Source organism: Neobacillus mesonae (genome assembly GCF_001636315.1).
GTDB lineage: Bacteria > Bacillota > Bacilli > Bacillales > Cytobacillaceae > Neobacillus > Neobacillus mesonae.
On the sequence record NZ_KV440949.1, the window covers coordinates 1175248 to 1201789 of the forward strand.

The 26542-nt window shown below is 41.0% G+C and carries 29 protein-coding genes and 1 riboswitch; of the genes, 11 read left to right on the forward strand and 18 right to left on the reverse strand.

What is annotated here, in order from left to right; all coding sequences use genetic code 11:
* Window positions 1-15 precede the first annotated feature (15 nt).
* The 4 genes from A6749_RS05900 to A6749_RS05915 form a co-directional block, all read right to left on the reverse strand.
* Window positions 16-1467, reverse strand: a complete 1452-nt coding sequence (locus A6749_RS05900) for an ammonia-forming cytochrome c nitrite reductase subunit c552 (protein WP_066386187.1) — start codon at window positions 1465-1467, stop codon at window positions 16-18.
* Window positions 1468-1469: 2 nt separating this feature from the next.
* A complete protein-coding gene (locus tag A6749_RS05905; RefSeq protein WP_066386189.1) occupies window positions 1470-1982 on the reverse strand; it encodes a NapC/NirT family cytochrome c in 513 nt (170 codons plus the stop codon).
* Between the two features lie 339 nt (window positions 1983-2321).
* Entirely contained in the window at window positions 2322-2501 is a 180-nt protein-coding gene (locus A6749_RS05910; RefSeq protein WP_066386191.1) for a glycogen biosynthesis protein GlgD, read from the reverse strand.
* Window positions 2498-2779: a YtzC family protein gene (locus tag A6749_RS05915; RefSeq protein WP_066386192.1), complete on the reverse strand. Its 282-nt coding sequence runs from the start codon at window positions 2777-2779 to the stop codon at window positions 2498-2500. The genes A6749_RS05910 and A6749_RS05915 overlap by 4 nt, the downstream gene beginning before the upstream one ends.
* A gap of 199 nt (window positions 2780-2978) precedes the next feature.
* Between A6749_RS05915 and A6749_RS05920 the strand changes: the two genes are divergently transcribed.
* Together A6749_RS05920 and A6749_RS05925 are read left to right on the forward strand one after the other, a co-directional pair.
* Entirely contained in the window at window positions 2979-3935 is a 957-nt protein-coding gene (locus A6749_RS05920) for a tRNA modification radical SAM protein MnmL/YtqA (RefSeq protein WP_066386198.1), read from the forward strand.
* A 5-nt stretch (window positions 3936-3940) separates the two neighbouring features.
* Window positions 3941-4513, forward strand: coding sequence for a tRNA 5-(aminomethyl)-2-thiouridylate-methyltransferase MnmM (locus A6749_RS05925; RefSeq protein ID WP_066386201.1), 573 nt, complete (start codon window positions 3941-3943; stop codon window positions 4511-4513).
* A 60-nt stretch (window positions 4514-4573) separates the two neighbouring features.
* On the opposite strand, the gene A6749_RS05930 is transcribed toward A6749_RS05925, so the two are convergent.
* The 4 genes from A6749_RS05930 to metK all read right to left on the reverse strand — a co-directional run bounded on the left by A6749_RS05930 (window position 4574) and on the right by metK (window position 9994).
* Window positions 4574-5629: a tetraprenyl-beta-curcumene synthase family protein gene (locus A6749_RS05930; protein WP_066386203.1), complete on the reverse strand. Its 1056-nt coding sequence runs from the start codon at window positions 5627-5629 to the stop codon at window positions 4574-4576.
* A 16-nt stretch (window positions 5630-5645) separates the two neighbouring features.
* Window positions 5646-6449, reverse strand: a complete 804-nt coding sequence (locus A6749_RS05935) for an alpha/beta hydrolase (RefSeq protein WP_066386206.1) — start codon at window positions 6447-6449, stop codon at window positions 5646-5648.
* A 112-nt stretch (window positions 6450-6561) separates the two neighbouring features.
* A complete protein-coding gene (gene asnB, locus A6749_RS05940; protein WP_066386208.1) occupies window positions 6562-8460 on the reverse strand; it encodes an asparagine synthase (glutamine-hydrolyzing) in 1899 nt (632 codons plus the stop codon).
* A 331-nt stretch (window positions 8461-8791) separates the two neighbouring features.
* On the reverse strand, window positions 8792-9994 hold the full coding sequence (gene metK / locus A6749_RS05945; protein ID WP_066386211.1) for a methionine adenosyltransferase: 1203 nt from the start codon (window positions 9992-9994) through the stop codon (window positions 8792-8794).
* Window positions 9995-10229: 235 nt separating this feature from the next.
* Window positions 10230-10369, reverse strand: a riboswitch (SAM riboswitch).
* Window positions 10370-10605: 236 nt separating this feature from the next.
* Here metK and pckA point away from each other — a divergent pair.
* Window positions 10606-12192, forward strand: a complete 1587-nt coding sequence (gene pckA / locus A6749_RS05950; RefSeq protein WP_066386212.1) for a phosphoenolpyruvate carboxykinase (ATP) — start codon at window positions 10606-10608, stop codon at window positions 12190-12192.
* A 259-nt stretch (window positions 12193-12451) separates the two neighbouring features.
* On the opposite strand, the gene A6749_RS05955 is transcribed toward pckA, so the two are convergent.
* Both A6749_RS05955 and A6749_RS05960 read right to left on the reverse strand, forming a co-directional pair.
* Entirely contained in the window at window positions 12452-12694 is a 243-nt protein-coding gene (locus A6749_RS05955; RefSeq protein WP_066386213.1) for a DUF2584 domain-containing protein, read from the reverse strand.
* A gap of 35 nt (window positions 12695-12729) precedes the next feature.
* Window positions 12730-13524, reverse strand: a complete 795-nt coding sequence (locus A6749_RS05960; RefSeq protein WP_066386218.1) for an alpha/beta hydrolase family protein — start codon at window positions 13522-13524, stop codon at window positions 12730-12732.
* 116 nt (window positions 13525-13640) lie between these two features.
* On the opposite strand from A6749_RS05960, the gene A6749_RS05965 reads away from it, so the two are divergent.
* From A6749_RS05965 to A6749_RS05975, 3 genes are read left to right on the forward strand one after another with little or no spacing between them, the layout of a single operon-like run.
* Window positions 13641-14657, forward strand: coding sequence for an ABC transporter substrate-binding protein (locus A6749_RS05965; protein WP_066400848.1), 1017 nt, complete (start codon window positions 13641-13643; stop codon window positions 14655-14657).
* A gap of 22 nt (window positions 14658-14679) precedes the next feature.
* Window positions 14680-15459, forward strand: coding sequence for an ABC transporter ATP-binding protein (locus A6749_RS05970; RefSeq protein ID WP_066386222.1), 780 nt, complete (start codon window positions 14680-14682; stop codon window positions 15457-15459).
* The gene (locus A6749_RS05975) at window positions 15452-16246 is read left to right on the forward strand and encodes an ABC transporter permease (protein ID WP_066400849.1); all 795 of its coding nucleotides are present in this window, start codon (window positions 15452-15454) and stop codon (window positions 16244-16246) included. The genes A6749_RS05970 and A6749_RS05975 overlap by 8 nt, the downstream gene beginning before the upstream one ends.
* Window positions 16247-16268: 22 nt before the next feature.
* On the opposite strand, the gene ytkD is transcribed toward A6749_RS05975, so the two are convergent.
* Both ytkD and A6749_RS05985 read right to left on the reverse strand, forming a co-directional pair.
* Window positions 16269-16742: an RNA deprotection pyrophosphohydrolase gene (ytkD, locus tag A6749_RS05980; RefSeq protein ID WP_066386225.1), complete on the reverse strand. Its 474-nt coding sequence runs from the start codon at window positions 16740-16742 to the stop codon at window positions 16269-16271.
* Between the two features lie 80 nt (window positions 16743-16822).
* On the reverse strand, window positions 16823-17146 hold the full coding sequence (locus A6749_RS05985; RefSeq protein WP_066386226.1) for a hydrolase: 324 nt from the start codon (window positions 17144-17146) through the stop codon (window positions 16823-16825).
* Window positions 17147-17357: 211 nt separating this feature from the next.
* Between A6749_RS05985 and A6749_RS05990 the strand changes: the two genes are divergently transcribed.
* From A6749_RS05990 to yidD, 3 genes are all read left to right on the forward strand, one after another.
* Window positions 17358-17615, forward strand: a complete 258-nt coding sequence (locus A6749_RS05990) for a DUF6154 family protein (protein WP_066386227.1) — start codon at window positions 17358-17360, stop codon at window positions 17613-17615.
* Between the two features lie 299 nt (window positions 17616-17914).
* Window positions 17915-18085, forward strand: coding sequence for a YtzI protein (gene ytzI / locus A6749_RS27550; RefSeq protein WP_084797645.1), 171 nt, complete (start codon window positions 17915-17917; stop codon window positions 18083-18085).
* A 97-nt stretch (window positions 18086-18182) separates the two neighbouring features.
* Window positions 18183-18422 carry a membrane protein insertion efficiency factor YidD gene (gene yidD, locus A6749_RS05995; protein ID WP_066386229.1) on the forward strand — a complete coding sequence of 80 codons (240 nt, stop codon included), beginning with the start codon at window positions 18183-18185 and terminating at the stop codon, window positions 18420-18422.
* Here the strand turns inward: yidD and A6749_RS06000 are convergent.
* Complete coding sequence (locus A6749_RS06000; RefSeq protein WP_066386231.1) at window positions 18419-18991, reverse strand: beta-class carbonic anhydrase; 573 nt, start codon at window positions 18989-18991, stop codon at window positions 18419-18421. The two genes, yidD and A6749_RS06000, sit on opposite strands and share 4 nt — an antisense overlap.
* Before the next feature lie 235 nt (window positions 18992-19226).
* Here A6749_RS06000 and A6749_RS06005 point away from each other — a divergent pair, with 235 nt between their 5' ends.
* Both A6749_RS06005 and A6749_RS06010 read left to right on the forward strand, forming a co-directional pair.
* Window positions 19227-20171: a metal ABC transporter solute-binding protein, Zn/Mn family gene (locus A6749_RS06005; protein ID WP_066386232.1), complete on the forward strand. Its 945-nt coding sequence runs from the start codon at window positions 19227-19229 to the stop codon at window positions 20169-20171.
* Between the two features lie 121 nt (window positions 20172-20292).
* Entirely contained in the window at window positions 20293-20451 is a 159-nt protein-coding gene (locus tag A6749_RS06010; protein ID WP_066386235.1) for a DUF1540 domain-containing protein, read from the forward strand.
* Between the two features lie 26 nt (window positions 20452-20477).
* Here A6749_RS06010 and menC read toward each other — a convergent pair whose 3' ends face one another.
* The 5 genes from menC to menD all read right to left on the reverse strand — a co-directional run bounded on the left by menC (window position 20478) and on the right by menD (window position 26541).
* Window positions 20478-21584: an o-succinylbenzoate synthase gene (gene menC / locus A6749_RS06015; protein WP_066386237.1), complete on the reverse strand. Its 1107-nt coding sequence runs from the start codon at window positions 21582-21584 to the stop codon at window positions 20478-20480.
* On the reverse strand, window positions 21584-23074 hold the full coding sequence (locus A6749_RS06020) for an o-succinylbenzoate--CoA ligase (protein ID WP_066386240.1): 1491 nt from the start codon (window positions 23072-23074) through the stop codon (window positions 21584-21586). The genes menC and A6749_RS06020 overlap by 1 nt, the downstream gene beginning before the upstream one ends.
* 67 nt (window positions 23075-23141) lie before the next feature.
* The gene (gene menB, locus A6749_RS06025) at window positions 23142-23960 is read right to left on the reverse strand and encodes a 1,4-dihydroxy-2-naphthoyl-CoA synthase (protein ID WP_066386242.1); all 819 of its coding nucleotides are present in this window, start codon (window positions 23958-23960) and stop codon (window positions 23142-23144) included.
* Window positions 23961-23986: 26 nt separating this feature from the next.
* Window positions 23987-24793 (reverse strand): 2-succinyl-6-hydroxy-2,4-cyclohexadiene-1-carboxylate synthase, encoded by an 807-nt coding sequence (gene menH / locus A6749_RS06030; protein ID WP_066386243.1) that lies wholly within the window; start codon window positions 24791-24793, stop codon window positions 23987-23989.
* Window positions 24790-26541: a 2-succinyl-5-enolpyruvyl-6-hydroxy-3-cyclohexene-1-carboxylic-acid synthase gene (menD, locus tag A6749_RS06035; RefSeq protein WP_066386244.1), complete on the reverse strand. Its 1752-nt coding sequence runs from the start codon at window positions 26539-26541 to the stop codon at window positions 24790-24792. Before menD ends, menH begins: the two co-directional genes overlap by 4 nt.
* Window position 26542 lies beyond the last annotated feature (1 nt).

Sequence of the window (26542 nt, forward strand, 5' to 3'; positions counted from 1 at the left end):
GACATGTAAAAGGGTCTATTTTTTTGGCGGTGTTGGTACGACTGGGGCTTGCGCCGGGAAGTAGTTGTTGACTGCGTGATCCTTCTTCTTCTCATTGACTTTTTCTGCCGCAACTGACTTTTTCACTTTTTCAATTTCTTTATTCAATTCTTCGATGCTGACACCTTTTTTCACAAGCTCTTCGGTTGCGAGGCGGATCGCTTTATTGGATTCCTCAATTGATACCCTTAGAGAATCCATCGAACCTTGCGGGTTATGGAAGCCCGCGGAATTTTCAGCTGCGACGATGTCCCAGAACCATTGACCTTTACGAACAAATTCCTGAGCCTGGTTAATTTTCTCCTTGCTGACACCGGAGGTAATCATTTTATTCACGTAATAATGTGAAGAGGTTGAAACATTTTCCGCTTCATGCAAGGCGTTAATATGCGTGTCTTCAATTTCCATTACGCGCTCTTTTAACTTATCTAAATCGCGGTCACCATGGCACTGGCCGCATGAGGTCTGCATCGTTTTAAGGGGTGAAGTCCACCAGTGAGATGAGATCTTTCTTTTTCCGTCCACACGTTCATACGGCATATGACAGTCTGCACAGGACACCCCTGCTTTTCCGTGCGGGCCTGACATATGTGTTTCATATTCAGGGTGCTGCGCTTTTAATACTGGTGTGCCGGAAACATTGCTGATCCAGTCCTTTTCAAAGCCATTTTTCTTGGCAATCGTATTATAGTATTCATACATTTCCTCTGGCTTAAATCCATTTGTCCACGGGAAGGTGACTTCGCTGTTTGAAGCGGCAAAATAATATTCCACATGACACTGGCCGCAAACATAACTGCGCAGTTCGTTTTTTGTTGGATTGGAAAGATTGACACCTTTTGCTTTTAAAGCCTTATAAAAACTAGGACGGGTAACACGCAAATCCATTGTTTTCGGGTCATGACAATCTGAGCAGCCAATTGGCGAATGACCCATTTTTTCACCTTTAGGCCAAATGTCTTTATTAAAATTAGCCCCCCAATAACCGTCGCCCATTTCCTTAATCATTTTTGGAACAGCTGTCGATTTACATGTATAACAAGAGCCGACAGACTTATCAGTAATTCGCTTGACATCCCGAATATCATCTAAGGCATACACGTGCCCTCGATCTTCATTATACTCTGTGGCAAATCCATAACCGTTAAAAAGGATCGGTAATAGGGGTTCTTTATCGGGATCATATTTGCTGCGTTTAACCGAACCTCCGTACTTGGTATCCTCCATTTTTTTATTTTTCAAATAGCTGTTATATTGAAGTGGAAATAAGTCTTTGAACGCTTCATTGCTGATCTCATCAGCTGATAATCCTGTTGTCTTGCCTCCCGTTGCAGAAGCGGTTTTTTTACTGGTTTGATTGCTGCAGCCAGAGACAGCAAGCACAAGTGCCAGCAGGAGAAGATACACCCCAAACTTGATCCTAGCCATTCTTAAAATCCTCCCTTATTTTTTAATAATTCTCCTGATACAGGCGGCTTGTTATAGTGATCATCCTTAAAGCCTTTTCCATGCGGTACCGTTGTGTGGCATGATGTGCAGCTATCCTTTGCATCATGGGATACGTTTGTTAATGTACTTTTGTGGCAGGAGATACAGTTATCATTCATAATGCCTTTCGTTCGTTCAGTTGCATGAATTACATCCGGTATCTGGTTTTTTCCGAGTGTGTTGTAATAAATATGTGTCATCCCGGCACGACCTTTAAAAAATAGTTTACCAGCTTCACTTTTATGCGGCAGATGGCAGTCATTACACTGCAGTTCCGCATGGGTGGAGTCCATAAATGACGCGTACTGCGACTGCATCGTGTGACAGTTTTGGCAAAACCCAGGTGAATCCAAATAGTCCATGGACTTCACAGTTGAAAAGGATAAAAAAACACCAACAATCAACGCCAATACAAGCAGCCATTTTTTAGGCATTTTAAAAAGCTTTTTAAACAATTTTCGTCACCTCCCATAACTTCTTTTCTCTTTGTTTTTATGTATTAAAGCGCATTTGCACTTTAATCCCCTAAAGGATAAATATTAATGTGAATAGATTCACATTAATATTTGTAGGGTAATATCCATAGCTGGTAATCTTCACCTTATTTAAACCATTTACATCACTTCTAATCTGTGATGTATATCACGCCCTAAAATGCAGTTATTGCTAAATTGTGAACAAATTTTACCTCTATTTACAATTTGTTTTTGGTGTGAAATTGACCTATTCAAACTGAAGCAATGAAATTTGCAAAAAAAATCCCTCAACAGCCTGTTGAAGGATTTTTGACATTTTTAAGACGATTGCTCTTTTTCTTGGTGCATTTTAGATTTTACCGGCTGCCCGCCTGTATTTTCGATTTTCTTTTTTGCCTGTTTAATCAAATCCGTTTCCTGCCCAAGCTCAAGATCTTGATTGTTTACGCCGTTTCGAGTCTTTTGTTCAGGGTTTTGCTGCTTAGAACGCTTTTTCAAAACTGTTCTCCTCCTCTTGACCCCTGTAGAATCAAACTGTTTTGCAATTGTTGAATTTGCAGCCGCATACGGTGTAGCTGCTCCCTTTGAGGTCCGTTGGCACTATGAGCCATTGTCGCAATATCTTGATAGGTTTGTTCCAGCCGCTGTAAGGCTTGAAAATAATTGTCATCGTTATATTGTTCCTGTAGGCTGCTTTGTTTATATTGCTCCTCAGCATAACGGATTGTGTCCTCCACCTGCTGCGTTAAATTTGTCATTGAATCACGAGTAGCCATCCTAAGAACCCCCTTTAAGTCAACACTGCCATGAAGCGTACTGCTTCATTTCTTATTGTGTTCTCCAATCATTTTCCTATTACGTAAACAGATTAATAATTACTGGGAAAAATCTTGAAACAATTACATTTGGATATGCTTTACGCTTCATGATAAAATTAATTTTATGCAAAATTTTATTCATAAGGAGGTTTGCTGAATGCTTCAGACACAACCTTTTCCATATGCTTCTGATGATAAGCGTTACCATACATGGAATTACCATCTGCGACAGCATTTCGGCCATAAAGTATTTAAAGTGGCCCTTGATGGCGGATTTGACTGTCCGAACCGTGACGGTACTGTTGCCCACGGCGGATGTACATTCTGCAGTGCAGCAGGATCAGGAGACTTTGCCGGCAATCGCGCGGAGAGTTTGGAGACGCAGTTCAATGAAATAAAGGAAAAAATGCATACAAAATGGAAAGACGGCAAATACATGGCCTATTTCCAAGCATTCACGAATACGCACGCACCGGTTGAGGAGCTGCGTGAAAAATATGAAACGGTTCTCAAGCAGGACGGTGTTGTCGGACTTTCAATCGCAACCCGCCCGGACTGCCTGCCTGATGATGTAGTCGAATATTTGGCAGAATTAAATGAAAGAACATATTTATGGGTAGAGCTGGGACTTCAGACCGTACACGAACGGACAGCCCTGCTGATTAACCGAGCTCATGATTTTCAATGTTATATTGATGGCGTTAATAAACTAAGAAAGCATGGAATCCGGATTTGCTCTCATATTATTAATGGCCTGCCGCTCGAAAATTATGACATGATGATGGAAACCGCCCGCGAAGTAGCGAAATTGGATGTGCAAGGTATTAAAATTCATCTGCTTCACCTGCTAAAAGGAACACCAATGGTCAAACAATATGAAAAAGGGATGCTTGAATTCCTCTCACAAGAAGACTATGTAAACTTAGTATGCGATCAATTGGAAATTTTACCGCCGGAAATGATTGTTCACCGTATTACCGGGGATGGACCAATTGATTTAATGGTTGGCCCAATGTGGAGCGTGAATAAATGGGAAGTGTTAAATGCCATTGATGCGGAGCTAAAACGCCGGAACAGCTGGCAGGGTAAGTTTTATCAAGGAAGTGTTAAGTAATAACGATGAAACTGGATCGAATTCTTCCATTTGCAAAGGTTTTATTGAAAAAATCTGTTTCCGAAGGAGATGTCGTGGTTGATGCGACTGTAGGAAACGGACATGATACCGTGTTTTTAGCTGAACTCGTCGGCGAAACTGGCAAAGTGTATGGCTTTGATGTTCAGGAACAAGCGATTGCAACAACGAAAGAGCGTTTGAAACAGCAAGACTTACTTGAACGTGTCGTTCTCTTTCAAAACGGTCATGAACACTTGGCTGCCTTTATCCCTCCCGGTGAGCATGAAAAAATAACCGGAGCTGTGTTTAATCTCGGCTTTCTGCCAGGCAGCGATAAAACCGTGGTAACTCAAGCGGAAACGACGATTAGGGCGATAAACCAGCTGCTTGAAATTATGGCTTCCGAGGGCATTATTGTATTGGTTATTTACCACGGACATGAAGGCGGTGCCGCGGAACGGGACGCACTGCTAAAGCATTGCAGCCAGTTAGACCAAAAGACCGCTCATGTTCTGCAATATCAATTTATCAACCAGCAGCATAATCCGCCATTTATCGTGGCGATTGAGAAAAAATAAACCAGGCACCTTAGTGCTTGGTTTATTTTTTTATGATGCAGGAGAACCGTCCCACATGCATCATAGTTTTGATTTTTGCAGGGAACGGTAGGCTAGGCCGTTAAAATAAAAGAAGTAGCTGACCCAGCCGCCGGTTTTGATGATACCTTTTGCGAGCTTTTTAACATTTTTCTGTCTGCGGACTTTGGAGTCGGATAAATAAATCCCAAGCAGTCCTCGGTTAATCAATTGATGGAACTTCTTGTGTGGGAGCAGCTCTGTATGCTTGTCCGCTTCCATTACAAAATGTTTTAAGCGGTTAAACAGTGTTTCCTGATCTTCATAATAAAAGCAAAAGTTCAAATCGCCCCCGGCTTTATCTTCTTCTTGATCAATAAAGTAATCCAGCAGAATATGTAAGCCTTGGATATACGGAAAATATCCGTTGCGGATATTCAAGGCATCACTTGCTGTAAAGTCTTCACGCATGGCATAAGAAATTAAACAAAAAATTCCTAATGTCGATCCCGAGCATGCGGAAAATTCAAACCATTCCATTTCCGGAAGCTCATCTTGATAATGCTGGAACCATTTTTCAAGACGCGGTACCCGTTCTTCTTTTTTTACGTGCTTGTGAATTTGCAGATCGCAATAATACTGACAAAGCTCTTGCAAATAATCTTTAATTAAATCATAATGTTCAATTTCCCGTAAACACGCGCGGCATGTTTCCGATAAATCATATAAATAATCAGCATCATCCTGGTCTTCGCGCAATCGATAATAATTTTTTTTATCCGCATGCAAGACAAGTGCATCAGACATCGACTCATGAAGCGCCGCAAAATCCTCGGGGTCAAGGGAAGTACTGCGGTCACAAAGATTATCTAGATAATCACTGATTGTTTGATAGGCAACAATGAACTTTACTGCCTGCTTATACCGTTTATTGGCCGTCAGCGCAAGAATTCCTCCCCCCTCACAGTGGAAGGTTTTATGCTCAATACTGGCCATAGCCTGTTTTCTAAGCTCTGGATTTGGAATCTTTTTGGCACGGCTTTTCCAATAGGCCAATTCTTGGTGGACAGCTGGCAGTATTTTGCGATATACCCTGGACATAAGGGTGAATGGCTTCATGGAAACTACAACCTTTCTATACAATATAACCAATCGATTTTAACTGGCTTAACACAAAATCCTTAGCGTATTCAAAAACCTCTTCCCGTTCAGGTTCGTTAAAAATCTCATGATAGCATTTCGGCCATTCCTTAAATCTCTTTTCTGATAATGGGACGCGGTTAAACCAATCCCTTACAGGAACCTTATTGACAATTTTATCATCGCCGCCCTGCATGACAAGCATTGGCACATCTTGGATTTTTTCGAGATTAAGGAATGCCAGTTTAATGGCATGGACAAGTTCACGATACCATCTTACAGAAACCTTTGTCACGTAAAGCGTATCATTGGAATCGGCTTCTCTTACATCCTCGTTTCTTGTCGCCATTTGAACAGTCAGGCCGGAATTAATCCTGAAGGATGGGAACACGATATTTAAAATTCTGGATATGAGCTCCAAAAATTTAGATGGTGCTTTAATTAGTCCTAAACATGGGGACGAAAGAATGACACCGGCAATATTCAATTTTTCTTCTTGTAAAAGACGGATGGAAATGAGTCCTCCCATGCTATGCCCGACTAAAAATACCGGCAAATCATAACGATAGGCTGCCTGTACCCAATCCTTTACTTCAATTATGTATTCATCAAAGGAGTGAATATGTCCGCGGTTGGCTCGTGTTGTCATTCCTTGCCCCGGCAGATCGGACATGATGACATGGAAGCCTGATGAACGCCACATTTCAATCAGCCAGCCATACCTGCGGTGATGCTCCATCGCACCGTGAACAATCACAATAACGGCTTTTGCTTCCCCTTCTGCTTCCCACTTCCACATACTACCTTCCTCCTATAAATTCGATATATCATTACTCTATTTTACCATAAAGGCAGTATTATAAGCCCCTTTTAAAAAAATAAGCACCCGCTGCGGGGTGCTATATTTTTCATTAATTTTTGGCGAGTACTTTTTTCGCCTTAAATTCATCCTGGAAGGAGTACACATTCTCAACATAAATTTGATGCCATACCATGAACATTAGAACAGTCCAGATTTTGCGGCTGTTATCCGCTTTTCCGAGGCAATGGTCATCAAGCAGCTTCAATAAATAGGATTTATTGATTAAATGATCTGTTCCGCTTTCACGAATTATGTTTTTCGCCCAATCATTCATTTCTGCCTTTAGCCAGTGTCGAATCGGCACCGGGAAACCAAGCTTTTTACGGTTTAGCACATGGTCAGGGACAATGCCCTCTGCGGCTTTTCGTAAAATGTATTTGGTTGTTCCGTGAGCAGTTTTTAAGCTGGTTGGAATTTTTGAAGCCACTTCGAACACAGCTTTATCCAAGAATGGAACACGGAGTTCTAATGAATGAGCCATCGTCATTTTATCTGCCTTAAGTAAAATATCGCCGCGCATCCATGTGTGAATGTCAATATATTGCATCCGGTCTACCGGATCATAGCCTTTTGATTCACGGTAAAGCGGCTTCGTAATATCAGTATAATTCAGTCCTTCACGATATACATTTAATAATTCCCGCTTCTCTTCCTCGGTAAACATTTTTGCATTCCCAATATAGCGTTCTTCCATTGGGGTTACTCCGCGTTCAATAAAACTTTTCCCCTTCATTCCTTCTGGCATCATGTTCGCAATCAATTTCAATAAGCCATGGAATACGTGAGGGATTTTGTTAAAAATCTCCAAGTCTTGCGGTTCACGATAAATATTATAGCCGCCAAACAGTTCATCTGCACCTTCACCGGAAAGGACAACTGTCACATGCTTTCTTGCTTCGCGGGCTACAAAATAAAGCGGTACGCAAGCAGGGTCCGCCAGCGGGTCATCCATATGCCACATGATTTTCGGAATTTCGTTCATGTACTCTTCAGGAGAAATGATATAGCTGATGTTTTCTACCCCAAGCTTTTCCGCCGTTTCCTTAGCTACATCAATTTCACTAAAACCATTATGGTCAAAGCCGACCGAGAAGGTTTTAATTGCTGGATGGAATTCTTTCGCAATTGAAGCAATAATGGATGAATCAATACCGCCTGAAAGGAATGAACCAACCGGTACATCACTGCGCATATGCATTTTCACCGAATCAAACAGCACATCTTGAATTTCTTTAATGAAATCGGCTTCCGATTTTTGAATCGGTGCAAAATGTGCCTTCCAATAACGTTTGATTTCCATCTTAGAACCGATTTTTTTTGTAAAATAATGTCCTGGTTCAAGCTTTTTGATACCGGCAGACATTGTATTTGGTTCGGGAACAAACTGGTATGTTAAGTAATGCTGCAGAGAGTCATAATCTAATACATCATTTTCTAATGCAAGCAAAATACTCTTTTTCTCAGAAGCAAAGAAAGTTCTTTCACTGTCCTCGAGATAAAAGAATGGTTTAATGCCAAATGGATCACGGGCACCATAAAGTGTTTGAGATTGTTTATCCCAAATAACGAAGGCAAACATGCCTCGTAATTTTTCTACCGCCTTTTCTCCTAAGTGACTAAATAGGGCGATAATTACCTCAGTGTCGGAACTTGTTTGAAACGTTAATCCGTCTTTTAAAAGTTCCTCACGAAGCTCTACATAGTTGTAGATTTCACCGTTAAAAATAATCCAGTAGCGCTCGTTTTCGTAAGTAAGCGGCTGATGTCCGCTTTCAATGTCGATAATACTTAAACGGCGGAAGCCGAATTGAATATGATCATCTAAATAATACCCATCATCATCTGGTCCGCGATGGGTAATGATATCATTCATATTTTTAAATCGATGTTTTTGTTCGTCAGTATAATTTTGTGCTTTGTCATGTACACAGCCGATAAATCCGCACATTATGTACCTCACCTACTCAATTCATTATATATCGCCAAAAGGCGGTGTGAGCAGAGCTAAAGTGAACTAAATCAAAAGTTGAGAAATTTCTGCTCCACAATTTTAAATATTATTTCACTTTTGCAGCGCTTTGCCCCTTTTCCTTTAACTAACTTATAGTACCATTTTTTTTTGAAAAATGTCACTGTGAGTACGAGGAAATTTACGGTATCATCATTTTTTACTTCCATAGTCCTACTTAAACATTTTATTCCTAAACACCCGCATCTGAACAAAAAATTAGACGAAAATTAAAAATGGGAGTTACATGTAAATGCAACTCCCTTGATGATTATCGATTTTCTGCCTGTTGGCGAAGTGTTTCTGCTTTATCCGTACGTTCCCATGGCAAATCAATATCTGAACGGCCAAAATGACCGTATGCAGCGGTTTGCTTATAAATCGGACGGCGTAAATCTAACATCCTGATAATGCCGGCCGGACGAAGGTCGAAGTTTTGGCTGACTAAATCAACCAATACATCCTCACTTACTTTTCCAGTACCAAACGTATCAACAGAAATCGAAACCGGTCTAGCCACACCGATTGCGTATGCAAGCTGCACTTCACATTTATCAGCAAGTCCCGCGGCAACAATATTTTTCGCTACATAGCGGGCAGCATAGGCAGCAGAACGGTCAACCTTGGTTGGATCTTTCCCTGAGAAGGCACCGCCGCCATGACGGGCATAACCGCCATACGTATCAACAATAATTTTACGGCCAGTTAAGCCGGCATCCCCTTGAGGTCCGCCAATAACAAAACGGCCTGTTGGATTGATGAAATATTTAGTCTGATCATCAATTAGTTCTTTTGGCACAACCGGATTAATAACATGTTCTTTAATATTGCGCTGAATCTGTTCCAAAGAAATCTCCGGATGATGCTGTGTTGATATGACAATGGTATCGATCCTAACCGGTTTATTATTCTCATCATATTCAACGGTTACCTGTGTTTTACCGTCCGGACGTAAATATGGAAGAATATCTTCTTTACGTACTTCTGTCAGCCGGCGGGAAAGCTTATGAGCAAGCGAGATTGGAAGCGGCATTAACTCTTTTGTTTCGTTGCAGGCAAAGCCAAACATTAACCCTTGGTCTCCCGCCCCAATCGCTTCAATTTGCTCATCCGTCATTTGTCCTTCGCGGGCTTCAAGAGCCTGGTCAACCCCCATTGCAATATCCGGGGACTGCTCATCAATGGAAGTAAGGACGGCACAAGTTTCGGAATCAAAACCATATTTGGCCCGATTGTATCCGATTCCCTTTATGGTATCCCGAACAATCTTTGGAATATCTACGTATGTAGAAGTCGTAATTTCCCCCGCTACAAGGACTAAGCCAGTTGTGACAGATGTTTCAGCGGCAACGCGGGCATTAGGGTCTTTAGACAAAATAGCATCTAAAATCGAATCAGAAATCTGGTCACATATTTTATCCGGATGACCTTCTGTAACTGATTCAGAAGTAAACAATCGACGTTTTGTGGACATCTGAATTCCTCCTATATTATAGAAATAAGTGAGGTTATCTTGTTGAAGTAATGCTGATAGTATAGTTTAACCTCGGATTGAAACGGAACTCATTCCCTAGTATTATGAAGTAAAAATGGGAAATTTATTAAAGGTCAATAAACCCCGGGTGAATTCTTAATAAAAGTTATGATTAAAACAAAAAACCTTCCCTAAATTGAGGAAAGGTTTCATACACAATTTTGCATTCCTTTCGCTCTTATCGTTCAAGGCCAAGCCTTGCATCAGGTTTAGCACCTTTGCTTCGGAAAATGCCCATAGGAAATGGATTCATTTTCGTCATTGCAGGTTGCTGGGTTTCATAGGGCCTGTCCCTCCACCAGCTCGGGATAAGAGAGTATCCGTTCAATTTAAACCTTAACGTACTATATCCTGCTATGTCAATGAATATTTTATTAAATTATGGAAATGTGGCCATGAAAAATAATTAATCCTGTCTTTTTACCTATTCATTGAATATATTGAAAAAAAACAAACATTATTTCACCAATTAGTATAGACTAATGATTTTAATGTGTTATACTAATTACAGATTAAATCTGTTAAAAACAAGCAAAGGATGGTTTCGATCGATGAATTCAGTTCACGTTCCAAATGAACTAAGTCAGCTGCTAAAAGAAAATAATATTCAAATGCAATTATCTGTTCCTCAGTTAGTTGAAAAGATATTAGCCCGAGATGAAGGAACGTTAACATCAACAGGAGCAGTACGCGTTTCCACCGGAAAATATACAGGCCGGTCACCTAAAGATAAATTTATTGTTGTTGAAGACTCAACGAAAGATAAAATTGACTGGGGTTCAACAAATCAGCCTATTTCAGAAGAAGTATTTACAAACTTATATTATAAAGTTCTGGATCATTTAAAGCAAAAAGAAGAGATTTTTGTTTTTAAAGGATTTGCCGGTGCCGATAAAAAATCACGCTTACCTATTCAAGTCATTAATGAATATGCTTGGCATAATTTATTTGTCCATCAGTTGTTCATTCGTCCAACGGAAGATGAATTACTTGCACATGATGCACAGTTTACAGTAATTACTGCCCCTGATTTTAAAGCGGATCCTGCAGTAGACGGTACGAATTCAGAAACCTTTATCATCGTTTCATTTGAACGAAAGATTGTTCTTATCGGCGGCACAGAGTATGCCGGAGAAATGAAAAAATCAATTTTCTCCGTCATGAATTTCCTGCTTCCGGAAAATAATATTTTCTCTATGCACTGTTCTGCCAACGTTGGTCAGGAAGGCGATGTTGCCCTATTCTTCGGTTTATCTGGAACAGGAAAAACAACTCTTTCTGCTGATCCAAACCGCAAGCTGATTGGCGATGATGAGCACGGCTGGTCTTCCAATGGAGTCTTTAATATCGAGGGCGGCTGCTATGCAAAATGTATTAACCTTTCAGAAGAAAAAGAACCGCAAATTTTTAATGCGATTCGTTTTGGTACCGTTTTAGAAAATGTCATGTTAAATCAAGAGTCAAGAATAGCAGATTATGATGACAATACATTAACGGAAAATACCCGTGCTGCTTATGCAATTGAAAACATTGACAATATTGTGAAGCCAAGTGTCGCTGGCCACCCGCATACAATCGTATTCCTAACTGCAGATGCATTCGGCGTGCTGCCGCCAATTGCTAAGCTTACAAAAGAACAAGCGATGTATCATTTCCTAAGCGGTTATACATCAAAACTTGCCGGAACAGAACGAGGTGTCACATCTCCTGAAGCCACTTTCTCAACTTGCTTTGGAGCTCCGTTCTTGCCGCTGCCGGCAACTCGTTATGCCGAGATGCTCGGAGAAAAAATTCTTGAGCATAATGTCAATGTCTTCCTTGTTAATACAGGCTGGACGGGCGGCGAATACGGTGTTGGTAACCGGATGAAGCTTTCTTACACAAGAGCAATGGTGCAGGCGGCTCTTGAAGGAGAGTTAAACACTGTCGAAACAGTTAAAGATGAAATCTTTGGTTTAAATATTCCGCTTCATATCGCCGGTGTACCGGATGAAGTTCTGCAGCCAAGTAAAACATGGCAGGACCCTCAGGCCTTTGACAAGAAGGCAAAGGAATTAGCAGCTAAATTCCAGGAGAACTTTAAGAAGTTTACGAACGTCTCTGCTGAAATTGCTGAAAAAGGCGGCCCGGTCGCTTAAATATAAAACCCCCGCGTGATGAAGAAAATCACGCGGGGGTTTTTGCATCTGATTTTTTATTTTAACTGACTATATGATGTCTTCAAGAATTCAATGCTGTCATCTATAAATGGTTCCTTTGTACTTTCCATTAAGATGTTGATAAACGGCTTTTTCTTCTTTATATACTCCAGCACAAAACTATAGTTTAATAACCCCTGGCCAACCGCGAAAAGCAATCCCGATATTAAACAAAACAAAAAGCAGGTCATAAACCTGCTTAATTTGTCGAGTTCAAAGAAACTAATTGATATGTTATCGTTGTTTTGTGGTTTTCCCATTCTACTTTCTTAATTAACGCTGAACCAGTGGTGTTGGTGTCGAGTGTTTTTCTTACTTCTAATGGAATTTCAATCGGATAGAGTCTGTATCCCTTTTTTTCTAACACAAACAGATTCTCTTCAACTCTCTGCTCTCTTCCCTTTGTTACAATCAGGGTGTTTAATTCAAGGGGCATTCCCATAAAAATCCGCTCCTCTTTTATCTTATACCTTTATATTACCATCTTTTGCTCTGATTTTTCATCCACTTCGTTAAATCTTGGACTACTTTTCGATTTACTGCCGGGGGAAAATAGTGGGTGAATTCGTCAAAATACCAAGACTCGGCAGGTTTGTTCAATTCCTTAAGCTGACGTTCCAGACGGTAAGCATGCTCGATGGACACGTTATGGTCGTTAACACCGTGAATGATTAGGACCGGCGCCTCCAGTTTTTCAAGTTCATAAAGCGGTGTCCTACTCTCATACCTTTCGGGAAATTTCGAAGGTGCACCGCCTATTACCCTTTTCAACATTCTTCTTAAATCCTTCCGTTCCATATAGGTTAAGCTCATGTCGCTGACACCGCCCCATGTGCACAATGATGCGGCTTCAGGAAACTTAATCCCGGTCAGAAGGGCCATGACACCGCCACGTGAAAAACCAAAAATATGGACTTGTTTAACGGTTGGAAGTGATTTCAACAACTGAAACGCAGCAAAAGCATCTTCACGGTCATCTCCGGCAAAATCTTCATTTCCTTCCCCGCCCTGGTTCCCGCGATAATATGGAGCAAACACAATAAAGCCCTCTTGTGCAAATTGGGCAATTCGGGCGGGACGGACTTTACCAACATTTTTTATCCCGCCTCGTAAATAAAGGAAACCGTCAGTCACCACTTCATTTTTCGGTTCCGCCAGCATTCCCTTCACCCTTAAGCCATTTGAAAGATAGGTGATTTCCTTTAATTTAACATTTGGATTAGGGGAAGGGAATCGTATAACCTCTAAAATTTCTCCGTTGTTTATATTCATATGTATCGACCCTTTAAAAAATATTTCCTCACTAGGCATTCACGCATTCACACATTTTTACGTAATTCATACATTATCATAGGTAATCAGCCCAGATTGAGGAGGTTTTATATTTGATGAAAAGATGGCTAAAAATCAGTTTCTCCTTAGCATTAATCGCTATTCTTATGATTCCTTTAGCTGCTTGTAATAATGATTCTGCAAAAGAACCAAAGAAACTGGAAAAAGTTCGTATTGCCGAGGTGACCCGCTCCATTTTCTATGCGCCTCAATATGTTGCCTTAGCAAAAGGATTTTTTAAAGAAGAAGGCTTGGATGTCACCTTGACAACTACTCCAGGCGGTGACAAAACAATGACGGCCCTTCTTTCCGGCGGTGCCGATGTAGCTCTTGTAGGTTCAGAAACATCCATTTATGTTTATGCACAGGGCTCTAATGACCCGGTCATCAACTTCGCCCAAGTCACCCAAACCGACGGAACATTCCTTGTAGCCAGAGAAAAAATCGATAACTTCTCATGGGATCAATTAAAAGGAACGACCTTCCTCGGTCAGCGAAAAGGCGGGATGCCGCAAATGGTTGGCGAGTTCGTATTAAAGAAGCATGGCATCGACCCGCATAAGGATTTAACCTTGATCCAAAACATCGATTTCGCCAATATTGCCAATGCCTTTGCCTCGGGCACTGGCCAATTTGTTCAATTATTTGAACCGACCGCCAGCATTTTTGAAAAGGAAGGTAAAGGCTACATTGTCGCATCCTTCGGGAAAGAGTCAGGTCATGTTCCCTATACAACCTTTATGGCGAAAGAAAGCTATATGAAACAAAACAAAGAAACGATTGAAAAATTCACAAAAGCTGTTTACAAAGCCCAGCAATGGGTTGAATCACACAGCGCTGAAGAAATCGCCAAAGCGGTGGAGCCATACTTCCCTGATACTGATTTTGAGATTATGACAACCGTTGTTGACCGTTATAAGAGTCAAGGCAGCTTCGCAACAGACCCTATCTTAGATGAAGAAGAGTGGAATAACCTGCAAAACATTATGAATGAAGCAGGAGAGCTACCGAAAGAAATCGATTATAAAACACTTGTCAACACCGAAGTAGCAAAGAAGGTAATAAAAAAATAAACAGGAAAGGGAGGCCGTACCATTGAGCTTCTTAAAAGTTCACGAAATTCATCACACGTATTTCACCAAAGCCTCTGCCACCACGGCCCTCTCCAATATTTCGTTTACCGTTGAGGAGGGAGAATTTATCTCCCTTCTCGGCCCTAGCGGCTGTGGAAAAACAACTTTGCTATCAATTATCTCCAGTCTGCTCAAGCCAACAGAAGGATCCATTTTGCTGGAAAACAAGCCCGTGTCTACTTCCAAAAATGAAATTGGCTATATGCTCCAGCAGGATTACCTGTTTCCCTGGAAAACAATTGAAGAAAATATTCTATTAGGGTTGAAATTATCCAAACGGCTAAATTCAAAAACCAAAACCTATGCTCTTAACCTTTTAAAACAAATGGGGTTAAACGGCGGGGTTGAAAAGCAACTGCCAAAACAACTATCCGGGGGCATGCGGCAGCGTGTTGCCTTAGTCAGAACACTTGCCACTGAACCAAAACTGCTGATGTTAGATGAACCATTCTCCGCCCTGGATTATCAAACAAAGCTTAAGCTTGAAGATTTAGTATCACAAACATTAAAAGAGTTTCATAAAACAGCAATTCTTGTTACCCACGATATCGGGGAAGCCATTGCTATGAGCGACCGAGTGTTTTTAATGTCGACGCGGCCTGGAACAATTCATAAAATATTTGAAATCCCTGATGTGTTACGAAATTTATCCCCTTTTGAAGTAAGAAATCATGAAGCTTATCCTGCTGTATTTCAAGCCATATGGAAGGAGTTGGAGTCCCTTGAACAACAAAATGAATAAAGTGGAGCTCCTCCATAAAAATTATTTAAGGTCATTACAGATTGAAAAAAGATGGGTCCTCCTATATCAGATCATTATTTTCCTTGTCTTTTTCGGCAGCTGGGAGCTTTTCAGCCAAAAGCAATGGATTGATCCGCTGATCTTTAGTTCTCCGTCCAAGATTTGGGCGTTATTAATAACTAAAATTCAGGATGGTTCGCTGCTAACCAACTTAGGAGTCACCTTAACAGAAACTGTGTTTGGATTTATTTTGGGTACCCTGCTTGGTACGCTGCTAGCGGCGATTCTTTGGTGGTCATCAATGATTTCAAAAGTCCTAGACCCGTATCTTGTCATTTTAAACGCTATGCCCAAAGTGGCCTTGGGACCGGTTTTAATTGTGGCGATGGGTCCCGGTTATCCATCCATCATTGCAATGGGGGCAATCATCTCCGTAATTATTACCACCATTGTAGTTTATACCTCTTTTAAAGAGGTCGATCCAAACTATTTAAAGGTACTGCAAACCTTTGGCGCCACCCGCTACGAATGCTTTAAAGAAGCGATATTGCCGGCAAGCTTTCCGACCATTATTTCCACCCTAAAAGTAAATGTTGGCCTTTCATGGGTAGGGGTTATTGTCGGTGAATTCCTTGTCTCCTCCAAAGGCTTGGGCTATATGATTATTTACGGCTTCCAAGTTTTCAATTTCACCCTCGTATTCTTGTCATTGCTTGTGATTGCCGTATTTGCTACCATTATGTATCAGCTGGTTGATCTTTTAGAGAAAAAACTAATTAAAGAATAGCGGATTGCTTACAGGCTATCTGCTATTCTTTTTGCTGTTGCTGAATATATTTTATGCATTCCTGCACGACTTGGTCTTTCATGATAAAACTGTATTCCGGACCGAACCGTAAGTGAAGGAGGTCACCATCCACCAGCACCGGCCCGTTCGTTTCAAAGTAGCTGTCGGATTTCTCCATATTTTTTACCCTTCCCCAAAAAACAGCTTTCACAAAAGAGCCTTTTTCTTCGGTTACCTTGTATTCTGCGATATGTTCTAACTGGTCAAAAGCAGCCCCAGTCTCCTCAAAAGCTTCCCGTCTGGCTGCATCTTCAATTGTTTCCCCTGCTTCCCTTTTGCCGCCGGGGAATTCAAGCCCTCTTTTTTTATGTTTGGTTAACAGCCAGCTTCCATCATATTGGCATAGTACTAAAACATGCCGGGCTTCTTCGGCGAAAGCATTCTTTGAAAAAGCTAATTCCACTTTTTTCCCATGATCATCTAAAAACTGTTTCATCATAAAACCCACCTGTAAGTTAATACATATATTATAAACGAAAAAGGAAAATCCGAATTGGATTTTCCCAAATTGATTATTTATTGCTCCTGCGGTAAAATATTCATACTTTCAATATGATTTTTTGCTTCTTCATCGCCAAGCTGATACAGCATGCCATAAATTTGCTGAATGGTGCTGTCATATTCATCATTTTGACGATCATAATGATACTGCACATAAGGAACATGCGCCCTGAAAAAGTTCTTCCATTCAGTTAAATAATTTTGATCCATTAAAGCCCTAAGCTGCCCGATTTCCACATCAGTTGCTTCAATTTTAAAACTCCAAGTAGATGCGGTGGCACTTCGTGATATTTCGCCTGACCCCACATCGATATAATACGTTCTTTTCTGTTCGTCCATCTTCCCACCCCTTTTAAGTTTAGTAATCCACAAAAATAAAAAATTTATTCTCCGTCAAATTTCGATTCATTTTTTAAGGGGAAATACGATATAATAAAAAAAACCAAAAGACAGATTTTTCTGTAAATTGAAAGTGAAATGATAATGGATTATTTCATCATTTTATGGGAATGGAATAACTATGGAATAAAAAAATAGGAGGTGTTTGGATATGAAACTAATTGATGAATTATTTGAAATGTATCGAAACAAACTTACAGGTGATGAAGAGGATATTGATATGCTGACATTTGCTTTCTTAGAGGAAATGTCATATGAGGATCTTATTGGATTAATACATGAAATGGATAAGCAGGAGCTATATGATTTGATGGGACTTTACTTAATTGAAAGTTTAAAGGGAAAATTTGCACAGGAACAATATGGGCAGCAGCGTACACATACCTACTATCCCCGAAATATTCATTAATTGTACATATTCAACCTTTAAGGAAACTGAAAAAACAGTTTCCTTTTTATTTTCGGCAAACATGGTACAATATTGGAAAGAAAAGCGCAAGCGCCCTGGTCAGCGGCGTATGGCCTCCTCGAAAAAGCTAACGCTTTTTCTTCGTGCAATGCCTATACTGACGAAGCCTTCCTTGTGGAGCGCTCCAACTGAGATAAAGGAAACACGAAGAGCGTTAGCGATTCGATGTTGACTTATCGTAGGGCGGAGAGCGAAGGACACTAGCCGCTAGGGTGCTGGAGCTGGACAAAAAAGGGGGAATGGCGGAATTGACCATTGTTCTAATCGTATCCATTGTCATTGTTTTTGTTGTCCTATTACTTGCTGTTCTAACAACTTCAAAAGCCTATACTATTAAGCACACTGTCGATCCGGATCCAATCGAAAATAATCCTTATATGAAGAACAGTGAAGAAAAAAATGGAAAATAAAAAACTCGCTTCCGGCGAGTTTTTTATGTGCAAAATAATGTATTAACTTGTTACAACTATGGTATCTTGAAGATAACCAATTAAAGGAGCTAGCAAGATGTTGAAACAATTATTTATCTCCCTTATACGCTTTTACCAAGTCGTAATATCCCCTTTAAAACCGCCTACATGCCGTTTTTATCCGACATGCTCTCAATATGGCCTTGAAGCCATTAAGCGCTTTGGCGCCTTAAAAGGCGGGTATCTGACAATCAGAAGAATCTTAAAATGCCACCCGCTGCATCCTGGAGGTTTGGACCCGGTACCAGAAAGCTGGAAACAGCGAAAGAAGCATTAACCGTTATACCCGTCAACAATCAGGTCAAGCTTTCCTGTCTTTGGATCGATCACTAAGCCATGTACAGGAACATCCTTCGGCATTAACGGATGCTGCTTGATAATGCCTACACTATGCTTGACACTATCCGTCACATTGTCAAAACCATGAAGCCATTCTTTAATATCGATTCCGGAAAAAGCTAACGTATTTAATGTTTCCTCAGAAATGCCCTGCTCCTTCATGTGTTCAAGGACAGGCTCCGCCTTTAATCCGCTCATCCCGCAATCATGATGGGCTATGACCAGAACTTCCTTTGCCTGTAATTCGTATACGGCGATTAAAATACTCCGCATAATACTTCCAAATGGATGCGAGACAAGTGCACCAGCATTTTTAATCAGCTTTGCATCACCATTTCCCAAATTTAAAGCTTTGGGCAGCAGCTCTAGAAGCCGAGTATCCATACAGGTTAAAATGACCATTTTTTTGTTTGGATATTTTGTTGTCTCATATTTCTCATATTCGTGGTTTTCTACAAAATTTCCGTTAAATGTCAGGATTTCTTGTAAAATGGTTTCATTTTTCATTGCCGCCACTCCCTCTTTCTCTCTCCTATTAGCATACAAAAAATCACTGGGTTTAAACAAATTTTTACTCTTGCAATTTCTTCATTTTTCTTGTAAGATACAAATGTTAATCGGAATCGTTACGTATTATAAAAAGCGAACGTAAACACCTTAGTAAGGAGCTTACGTAAAATTAGAAAATATTTTTTTCGAATTTAAATCGTAATAAATACGATTTAAATCGAGAGGGGACTTTATGAAAAAATTACTTTTTATTCTTTCTTTTATTTTACCATTAAGCATTATTTTATCGGCGTGTGCAAACGAAGCGCCTTCCAAAAATAAGAGTCAGCTGCAAATCTATACTACAGTTTATCCGCTGCAATATTTTACGGAACAAATTGGCGGTAAATATGTGAACGTAAATACCATCTATCCTCCAGGTTCTGATGAACATACCTTTGAACCATCGCAAAAGGATATGATGAAACTCGCTGATTCAGACTTATTTTTTTACATTGGTCTTGGGTTGGAAGGATTTGTTGAAAAGGCAAAGGAAACATTAAAAAACGAACATGTCACATTGGTCCCTGCTGCTGAAAAGCTCCAGCTTCCAAAAGACAGCAGCTATGAAGACCCGGATCATGAAGAAGATCCTGACCACGATCACCATGGTGATATTAATCCGCATGTATGGCTCGATCCTGTGTACTCAAAAGAAATGGCCGGTGTCATCCGCGATCACTTAATTCAAAAAATGCCGCAGCAAAAAGATTATTTTGATCAAAATTATCAAAAGCTTGCCGTAGATTTAGATAAATTGAACCAACAATTTACAGATACCATTTCAAAGGGGAAGCATAAACAAATTATCGTCACCCATGCTGCTTTTGGATATTGGGAAAAACGCTACGGCCTAGAACAAATTAGTATTTCCGGCTTATCAACGACAAATGAACCAACACAGAAGGGGCTGGAAAAAATCATATCCTTAGCCGACCGCGAAGGGTTAAAGTATATTTTATTTGAACAAAATGTCCAATCTAAATTAGGAAAAATTGTTCAGCAGGAAATTGGCGCAAGCGCCCTGCCAATTCATAATTTAGCTATTTTAACAAAAGACAATATTGAAGGTAAAGAAACATACTTTTCGTTAATGGAAAAAAACCTGGAAACTTTAAAAAAGGCTTTAAATGATTAAACAGAAATAAACTGGCGTTTTTACCAGCACTCTGCAGGATTCCCTTCTGTTTACAAGTTTGATTACCGTCCTTTTTTCTCATGCTAATACTGTATTACCGAACCTAAAAGGAGTGATACAAGTGGCAAAAGATGTATTATGTGAAGTCAACAACTGTTCGTTTTGGGCAAAGGGAAATAAATGCAGCGCAGAGAGTATTTATGTTGTCAGTCATACCGGTAAAACTGCTGACTCCACGAAAGAAACAGATTGTAAAACATTTGAACCGACAGATTTATAAGGAACCAGGCAGCCTGCCTGGTTTTTTTATAATTGAAAGTCTATTGCTGCCGTAGTCGTTTCCTTCAGTCTTTTTTCATTGATTTTAAAGCCAATACCAGGACTTGTTGGAACTTGAGTAACTCCATTTTCTACCGTTATCTCTGGAGCAATTATATCCTCTTCCCAAAAACGGCTGGAAGAAGAAATATCCCCGGGAATCGAAAAGCCCGGCATAGACGCAAGAGCGATATTGTGGGCTCGGGATATCCCAAATTCAATCATCCCGCCGCACCACACAGGAATGTTGTGTTGAAAGCAATAATCATGAATTCGCTTAGCTTCTGTAAGCCCGCCAACTCTCCCAACCTTAATATTAATGACTTTACAGCTTCCCAATTCCACTGCATTTCTCGCATCCTCAAAGTTGACTATGCTTTCATCCAGACAAATCGGCGTTTGCAGCTCCTTCTGCAGCGCGGCATGCTGGATAATATCATTAGGACTAAGAGGCTGCTCAATCATCATTAGGTTTAATTCATCGAGCGCTTTTAGCCGATCAAGATCCCTCAATGTGTAAGCAGAATTAGCATCGGCCATTATTGGCAGGTCAGGATAACACTTTCGTATTTCAGCTAAAAATTCATAGTCTTGCTGTGGATTGATTTTCACCTTAATCCTTTGATATCCTTCCGCTACATATTCTTCAATTTGCTTAAGGGCATTTTTTATCGAATCCACAGCCACAACTACCCCGGAAGCAACAACTTCCCGGGTACCGCCAATGGCTTTTGATAGCGGCTGACCTTTTTTTTTCGCATATAAATCCCAGAGGGCTGTTTCTATTGCCGCTTTTGCCATGTTATTTCTACGAACTGATTGAAAAAGCGCCGCAGCTTCCTCAGGGTGGTTGACAGGATGTTTCTTCAGTAATGGAATTAAAACATCTGAAATCATATGGATACTTGTTTTCACGGTTTCTTCAGTATACCACGGGGTGGAGAAAGCAACCCCTTCTCCCATTCCTGAAACTCCGTCATTGTCTGTTACCTTAACAATAATACCTTCACGGTCACGGACGGTGCCTAAATGGGTAATAAAAGGCGATTTCAAGGGCATTTCAATAATGAATAGTTCAATAAGGGCCAAATTCATTACTTGAACCTGCCTTCATCGAGCCATTCCTTCAAGGTTCTCCGCAATAGTTTTTTGGCGGCATTTCTTGGCAGTTGATCTGTAAAATAAAAATCTTTTGGAACTTTGTATTTGGCTAATTGTTCTCGACAAAATTGCTTCAGCTCATCAGATGACAATTCTTCACCATTCTTTGTTACGATAAATGCCACAGGCACCTGTCCCCATCGCGGGTCATTAAGACCAGTGACACCCGCCTCTTGAATCTCTGGATGAGCTAATAATACCGCTTCAATTTCTGCAGGATAAATGTTTTCTCCACCAGAGATAATTAAATCAGAGCGGCGGTCAAGGACATATAAGAACCCATCCTCATCTAAATAACCAATATCTCCGGTATACAGCCAGCTATTACGGATTTTATCTTCCGTTGCATCCGGCCGGTATAAGTAACCTCTAGTTACATTTGGACCCTTCACAATAATTTCCCCTGCTTCCCCCGGCTGAGCTTTGCTGCCTTCGGTTCGTTCAATTCGGATTTCCGACGGGAACAATGGTTTTCCAGCGGAACCAAGCTTGCTCAAACTGTATTCCGGCGACAGGGTAACAATTTGCGAGGAGGTTTCTGTCATTCCATACGTTTGAAAAACAGGTATTTGCTTCTCCACACAAGCCTTTAATAATGGGAGCGGTGCCGGTCCTCCACCTAACAGCATACAGCGAAACTGCTGCGGCAGCTGCCCTCCCTTTAGACTTTCAACAATACGTGTCAGCATCGTTCCGACAACAGACATAATCGTTACTTTTTTCTCTTTAATATCTTGAATCGTCCGCTCTTGATCAAATTTTTCATGAAGGACAAGCGGCATCCCATAAATAACGCTGCGCATCAAAATTGAAAAACCACTAATATGAAATAACGGCACTGTGCACAACCAGCAATCTTGATCAGTCACCCCTAAATTTAATGCCGAACCGGTTGCACTCCACCAGTGATTTCCATATGTTTGCATGACACCCTTTGGATTTCCTGTCGTACCTGATGTATACATAATCGTGCAGATTTCATCCAGACTAATTTCTTCTTGAAGCTCCGTACTTATTGATTCCTGTGAGAATAAGTTGGTTTTTGTGAATGTATGTAAGGAGGAAAGCTCCTGAGACAACATTTGCTCTAAATGTGAAAACACATCATCTAGAATGAGTGCAGATACTTTTGAATCCTTTAGCTGCCAAGCTAATTCCGCGGGTGTTAACCGATTGTTTAGAATCACCGTTTTGACTCCCAACAGCTGTAGCGCAAATAAGATTACGACTGTGTCTAGATGGTTTTTTAATAAAACAGCAATGAACTGGTCTTTTTTTACCCCGAGCTTCTGGAGCTGCCCGGCCGTTGTTACAGAGAGAATGTAAAGTTCCTCAAATGTAATCGCCTGATCACGGAAATACACCGCAATCCGTTCCGGGGTTAAAAAAGCACGCTTCATTAGAAAGTTGGGCATAGTTTGCATAAATTTCACCTACTTTTATAAAAAACAGCCTGATGGAGTCCATCAAGCTGTTTAAAAGAATTCCTCATCAAGGGAAACGCGGGAATTGGCCAAAATCTGGCTTCCGCTTTTCTTTAAAGGCATCACGGCCTTCTTTTGCTTCATCTGTTGTATAGTAAAGCAATGTAGCATCACCAGCAAACTGCTGTAAACCAGCAAGGCCGTCGGTATCCGCATTCATCGCAGCTTTTAAGAAACGAAGGGCAGTCGGGCTCTTTTCAAGCATTTCCTCGCACCATTTAATCGTTTCTTCTTCCACCTGCTCAAGCGGCACAACTGTATTAACTAAGCCCATATCAAGCGCCTCTTGGGCATTATATTGACGGCATAAGTACCAAATTTCACGGGCTTTCTTATGACCGACAATCCTTGCAAGATAACCTGAACCATAACCGGCATCAAAGCTTCCTACCTTTGGACCTGTTTGGCCAAAGACCGCATTTTCAGCTGCAATCGTTAAATCACAGACAACATGCAAAACATGACCGCCGCCAATGGCATAACCCTTAACCATTGCAACAACTGGCTTAGGAATAATACGAATTAAGTGCTGTAAGTCAAGCACATTTAAACGTGGGATATGGTCCTCGCCAACATAGCCGCCATGACCGCGTACACTTTGGTCACCGCCGGAACAGAACGCCTTATCTCCGGCACCTGTCAAAATAATAACCCCAACATTAGAATCGTCACGTGCAGTTGCAAAAGCATCGATTAATTCCATGACGGTTCTCGGTGTAAAAGCATTATGTACATGTGGACGGTTTATCGTAATTTTTGCAATTCCATTATACGTTTCGTATATAATTTCTTCATATTTACGGCCGGGAATCCATTCTACTGCCATATTAAAATAACCTCCTTATGATTTTTCTAATTCGACAAAAAGTCACTTACTATTGTACCAAATTTTTCTCCATCTTCCACATGAATTGCATGACCGGAATTTTCAACGGTAATCCAAGTCCCTTTTTTTAAACTCTTAACCATCTTCTCTGCAATCCCGTAGAACTTTTGGTCTTCGGCACCGGTCAGTAATAGCACTTCACATTCAAGCTGTTCTAAGCGCCCCCACCATGAAGGCTGAGAGCCCGTTCCCATGCCAAGCAAACTATTAGCGAGTCCAATAGGAGAATTAGCTAACCGCTGCTTTCGCACTATTTCCCTATTAACCTGTGGGAGTCGTTTCATCGAAGCAAATAGAGGAATGTCCTCCCAATAATCGACAAATTCCTGTATTCCCTTTTCTATAATAAAATTAGCAAGTCCCGCATCTTTCATACAGCGCTGTTTTTTTTCATCTTCCGTTTGAAGACCAGGTGAGGAACTTTCTAAGATTAATTTTCGTACCCGCTGCGGAAATAGAAGCGCAAAGGAGAGGGCCAGTCTGCCCCCCATTGAATAGCCAAGCAGGTCAATTTCCTGAATCCCGAGCTTATCCAAAATCGAGTTAAGATCTGCCGCAGCCTTTTCTATATGATAACGGTCCGGGTCACCTGGAGATTCAGTTTTCCCATGCCCAATGATGTCAGGTATTACGAGCCGGGAATGACTGCCCCATATCTTACAAAAGGGGGACCAAGTTGATGAATCTCCAGTAAATCCATGTAATAAAACAAGCGGAAACCCGCTGCCGTACATCTCAACATGATAACGGATTCCGCCCGCTGAGATATTCATCGTCTTTCATCCTTGACAAAATTCGATATTTCCTGGGAAACAGACTGCCAGAATTCACGGTGCTCATCGCGATTTCTGTCTCTATTTGTTGCGACCTCATAGACATTTATACCTTTTGACACGCGCGATTTTTCCAATTCAATCCGCAAATGATTCCAATCCATTATTTTAGTGAATTGACCATTAAACATCCTTACAGCATGTTCAAATTCAATATCCAACGGTGTACCAAAAAGCAGCTCAAAATGCTTTGGATGCCCCGCCTGCGGCAAGAATGAAAAGATTCCGCCGCCATTATTGTTGACAAGAATAATATGAATATCAATATGAAATTTCTTCGCTGCCACTAAGCCGTTTAAATCATGGAAAAAGGTTAAGTCCCCAAGCACCAGATACAATGATTTTGAGTAAAGCGCTGCACCTAACGCTGTTGAAACTGTCCCATCAATTCCATTAGCCCCGCGGTTTGCCATCACTTTAATATTTTTCTCATTATTAAGAAAGAAACTGTCCAAATCACGAATCGGCATGCTGTTACCAACAAACAGTGTCGCACCCTCCGGCAGCATCTCCGCTAGCTGATAGAATAGCTTGCCTTCACTTAATTCCGTCAATTCCTCTACCCTCGTCATATTTTCTTTTGTCAACGCATTCAACTGCTGCCAATCATGCAAATATCCTGAAGCAGATTTGTCGTTTAACTGAGATACAAGCTTGTCACAGAAAATAGTTTCCTGACAAAAGATCATATCAGTGGATAAAACAGCCGGGTCTCTCCAGCCGCCGCCCCCATCGATTATATAGTGGTCAGCATTTGGGTTTTCTTTAATAAATATGGTTAATGCTTTGGAAACCGGAATGGCCCCAAACCGAATTATGACATCCGGTTTAAGAAAAAACTTTGCGTCTTCATTGCGTAAAAAGGTATCATATGTATCAATGATATTGTCAGTTTCATGTTTCCCGCTTCGAAGCTGTGATAACGGGTCTGCTAAGATTGGAAAATTTAATCTTTCGCTCAGACGGGTTACGGAAGAAGCAAATTGTTCATCTGCAATGTTCCCGCAAACAATAATTCCCCGCTCTTTTCCTTTCAATCGCTCAGCGATCTGCCCAAAAGCTTTCTCTGAAATAGTTAAATCTCCGTTTTGAACCTTCACATATCCTTTAGGACGCTCCGTAATCTTAAAAAGATTATCATCCAAAAGCGGAATCAACGGCTCCCTGAAAGGAAAATTCAAATGGACTGGTCCAGCTGGCGCGTTTGCAGCAATAGCAATAGCACGTGAGCCTACTGTCCTGGCATAGCGGATCATTTCTTCTGATTTCTCGGGCGGTGCCATTTCCGCAAACCATTTCACATGATGGCCATACAGATGCATTTGATCAATCGCCTGCGGGGCTCCAATTTCCCGCAATTCATGTGGCCGGTCAGCCGTCAGTACCAATAATGGAACCCGTGCATAATGGGCTTCTACTATAGCTGGGAAATAATTAGCCGCGGCTGTACCGGATGTGCAGAGAATGGCAACTGGCCTGTTAGTCACTTTAGCAATACCTAACGCAAAAAAGGCAGCGGAGCGTTCATCAACATGAATATGAACGTTCAAATCAGGGTGCTCCGCCATGACCAAGGCCATCGGTGTTGACCTTGACCCCGGACTTACAACAACATCCGTAATGCCGGAATGTGCTAACTCTGCAACAAAGGCAGCTAAATATACGGTTAATGATTCTTGATGACTCATA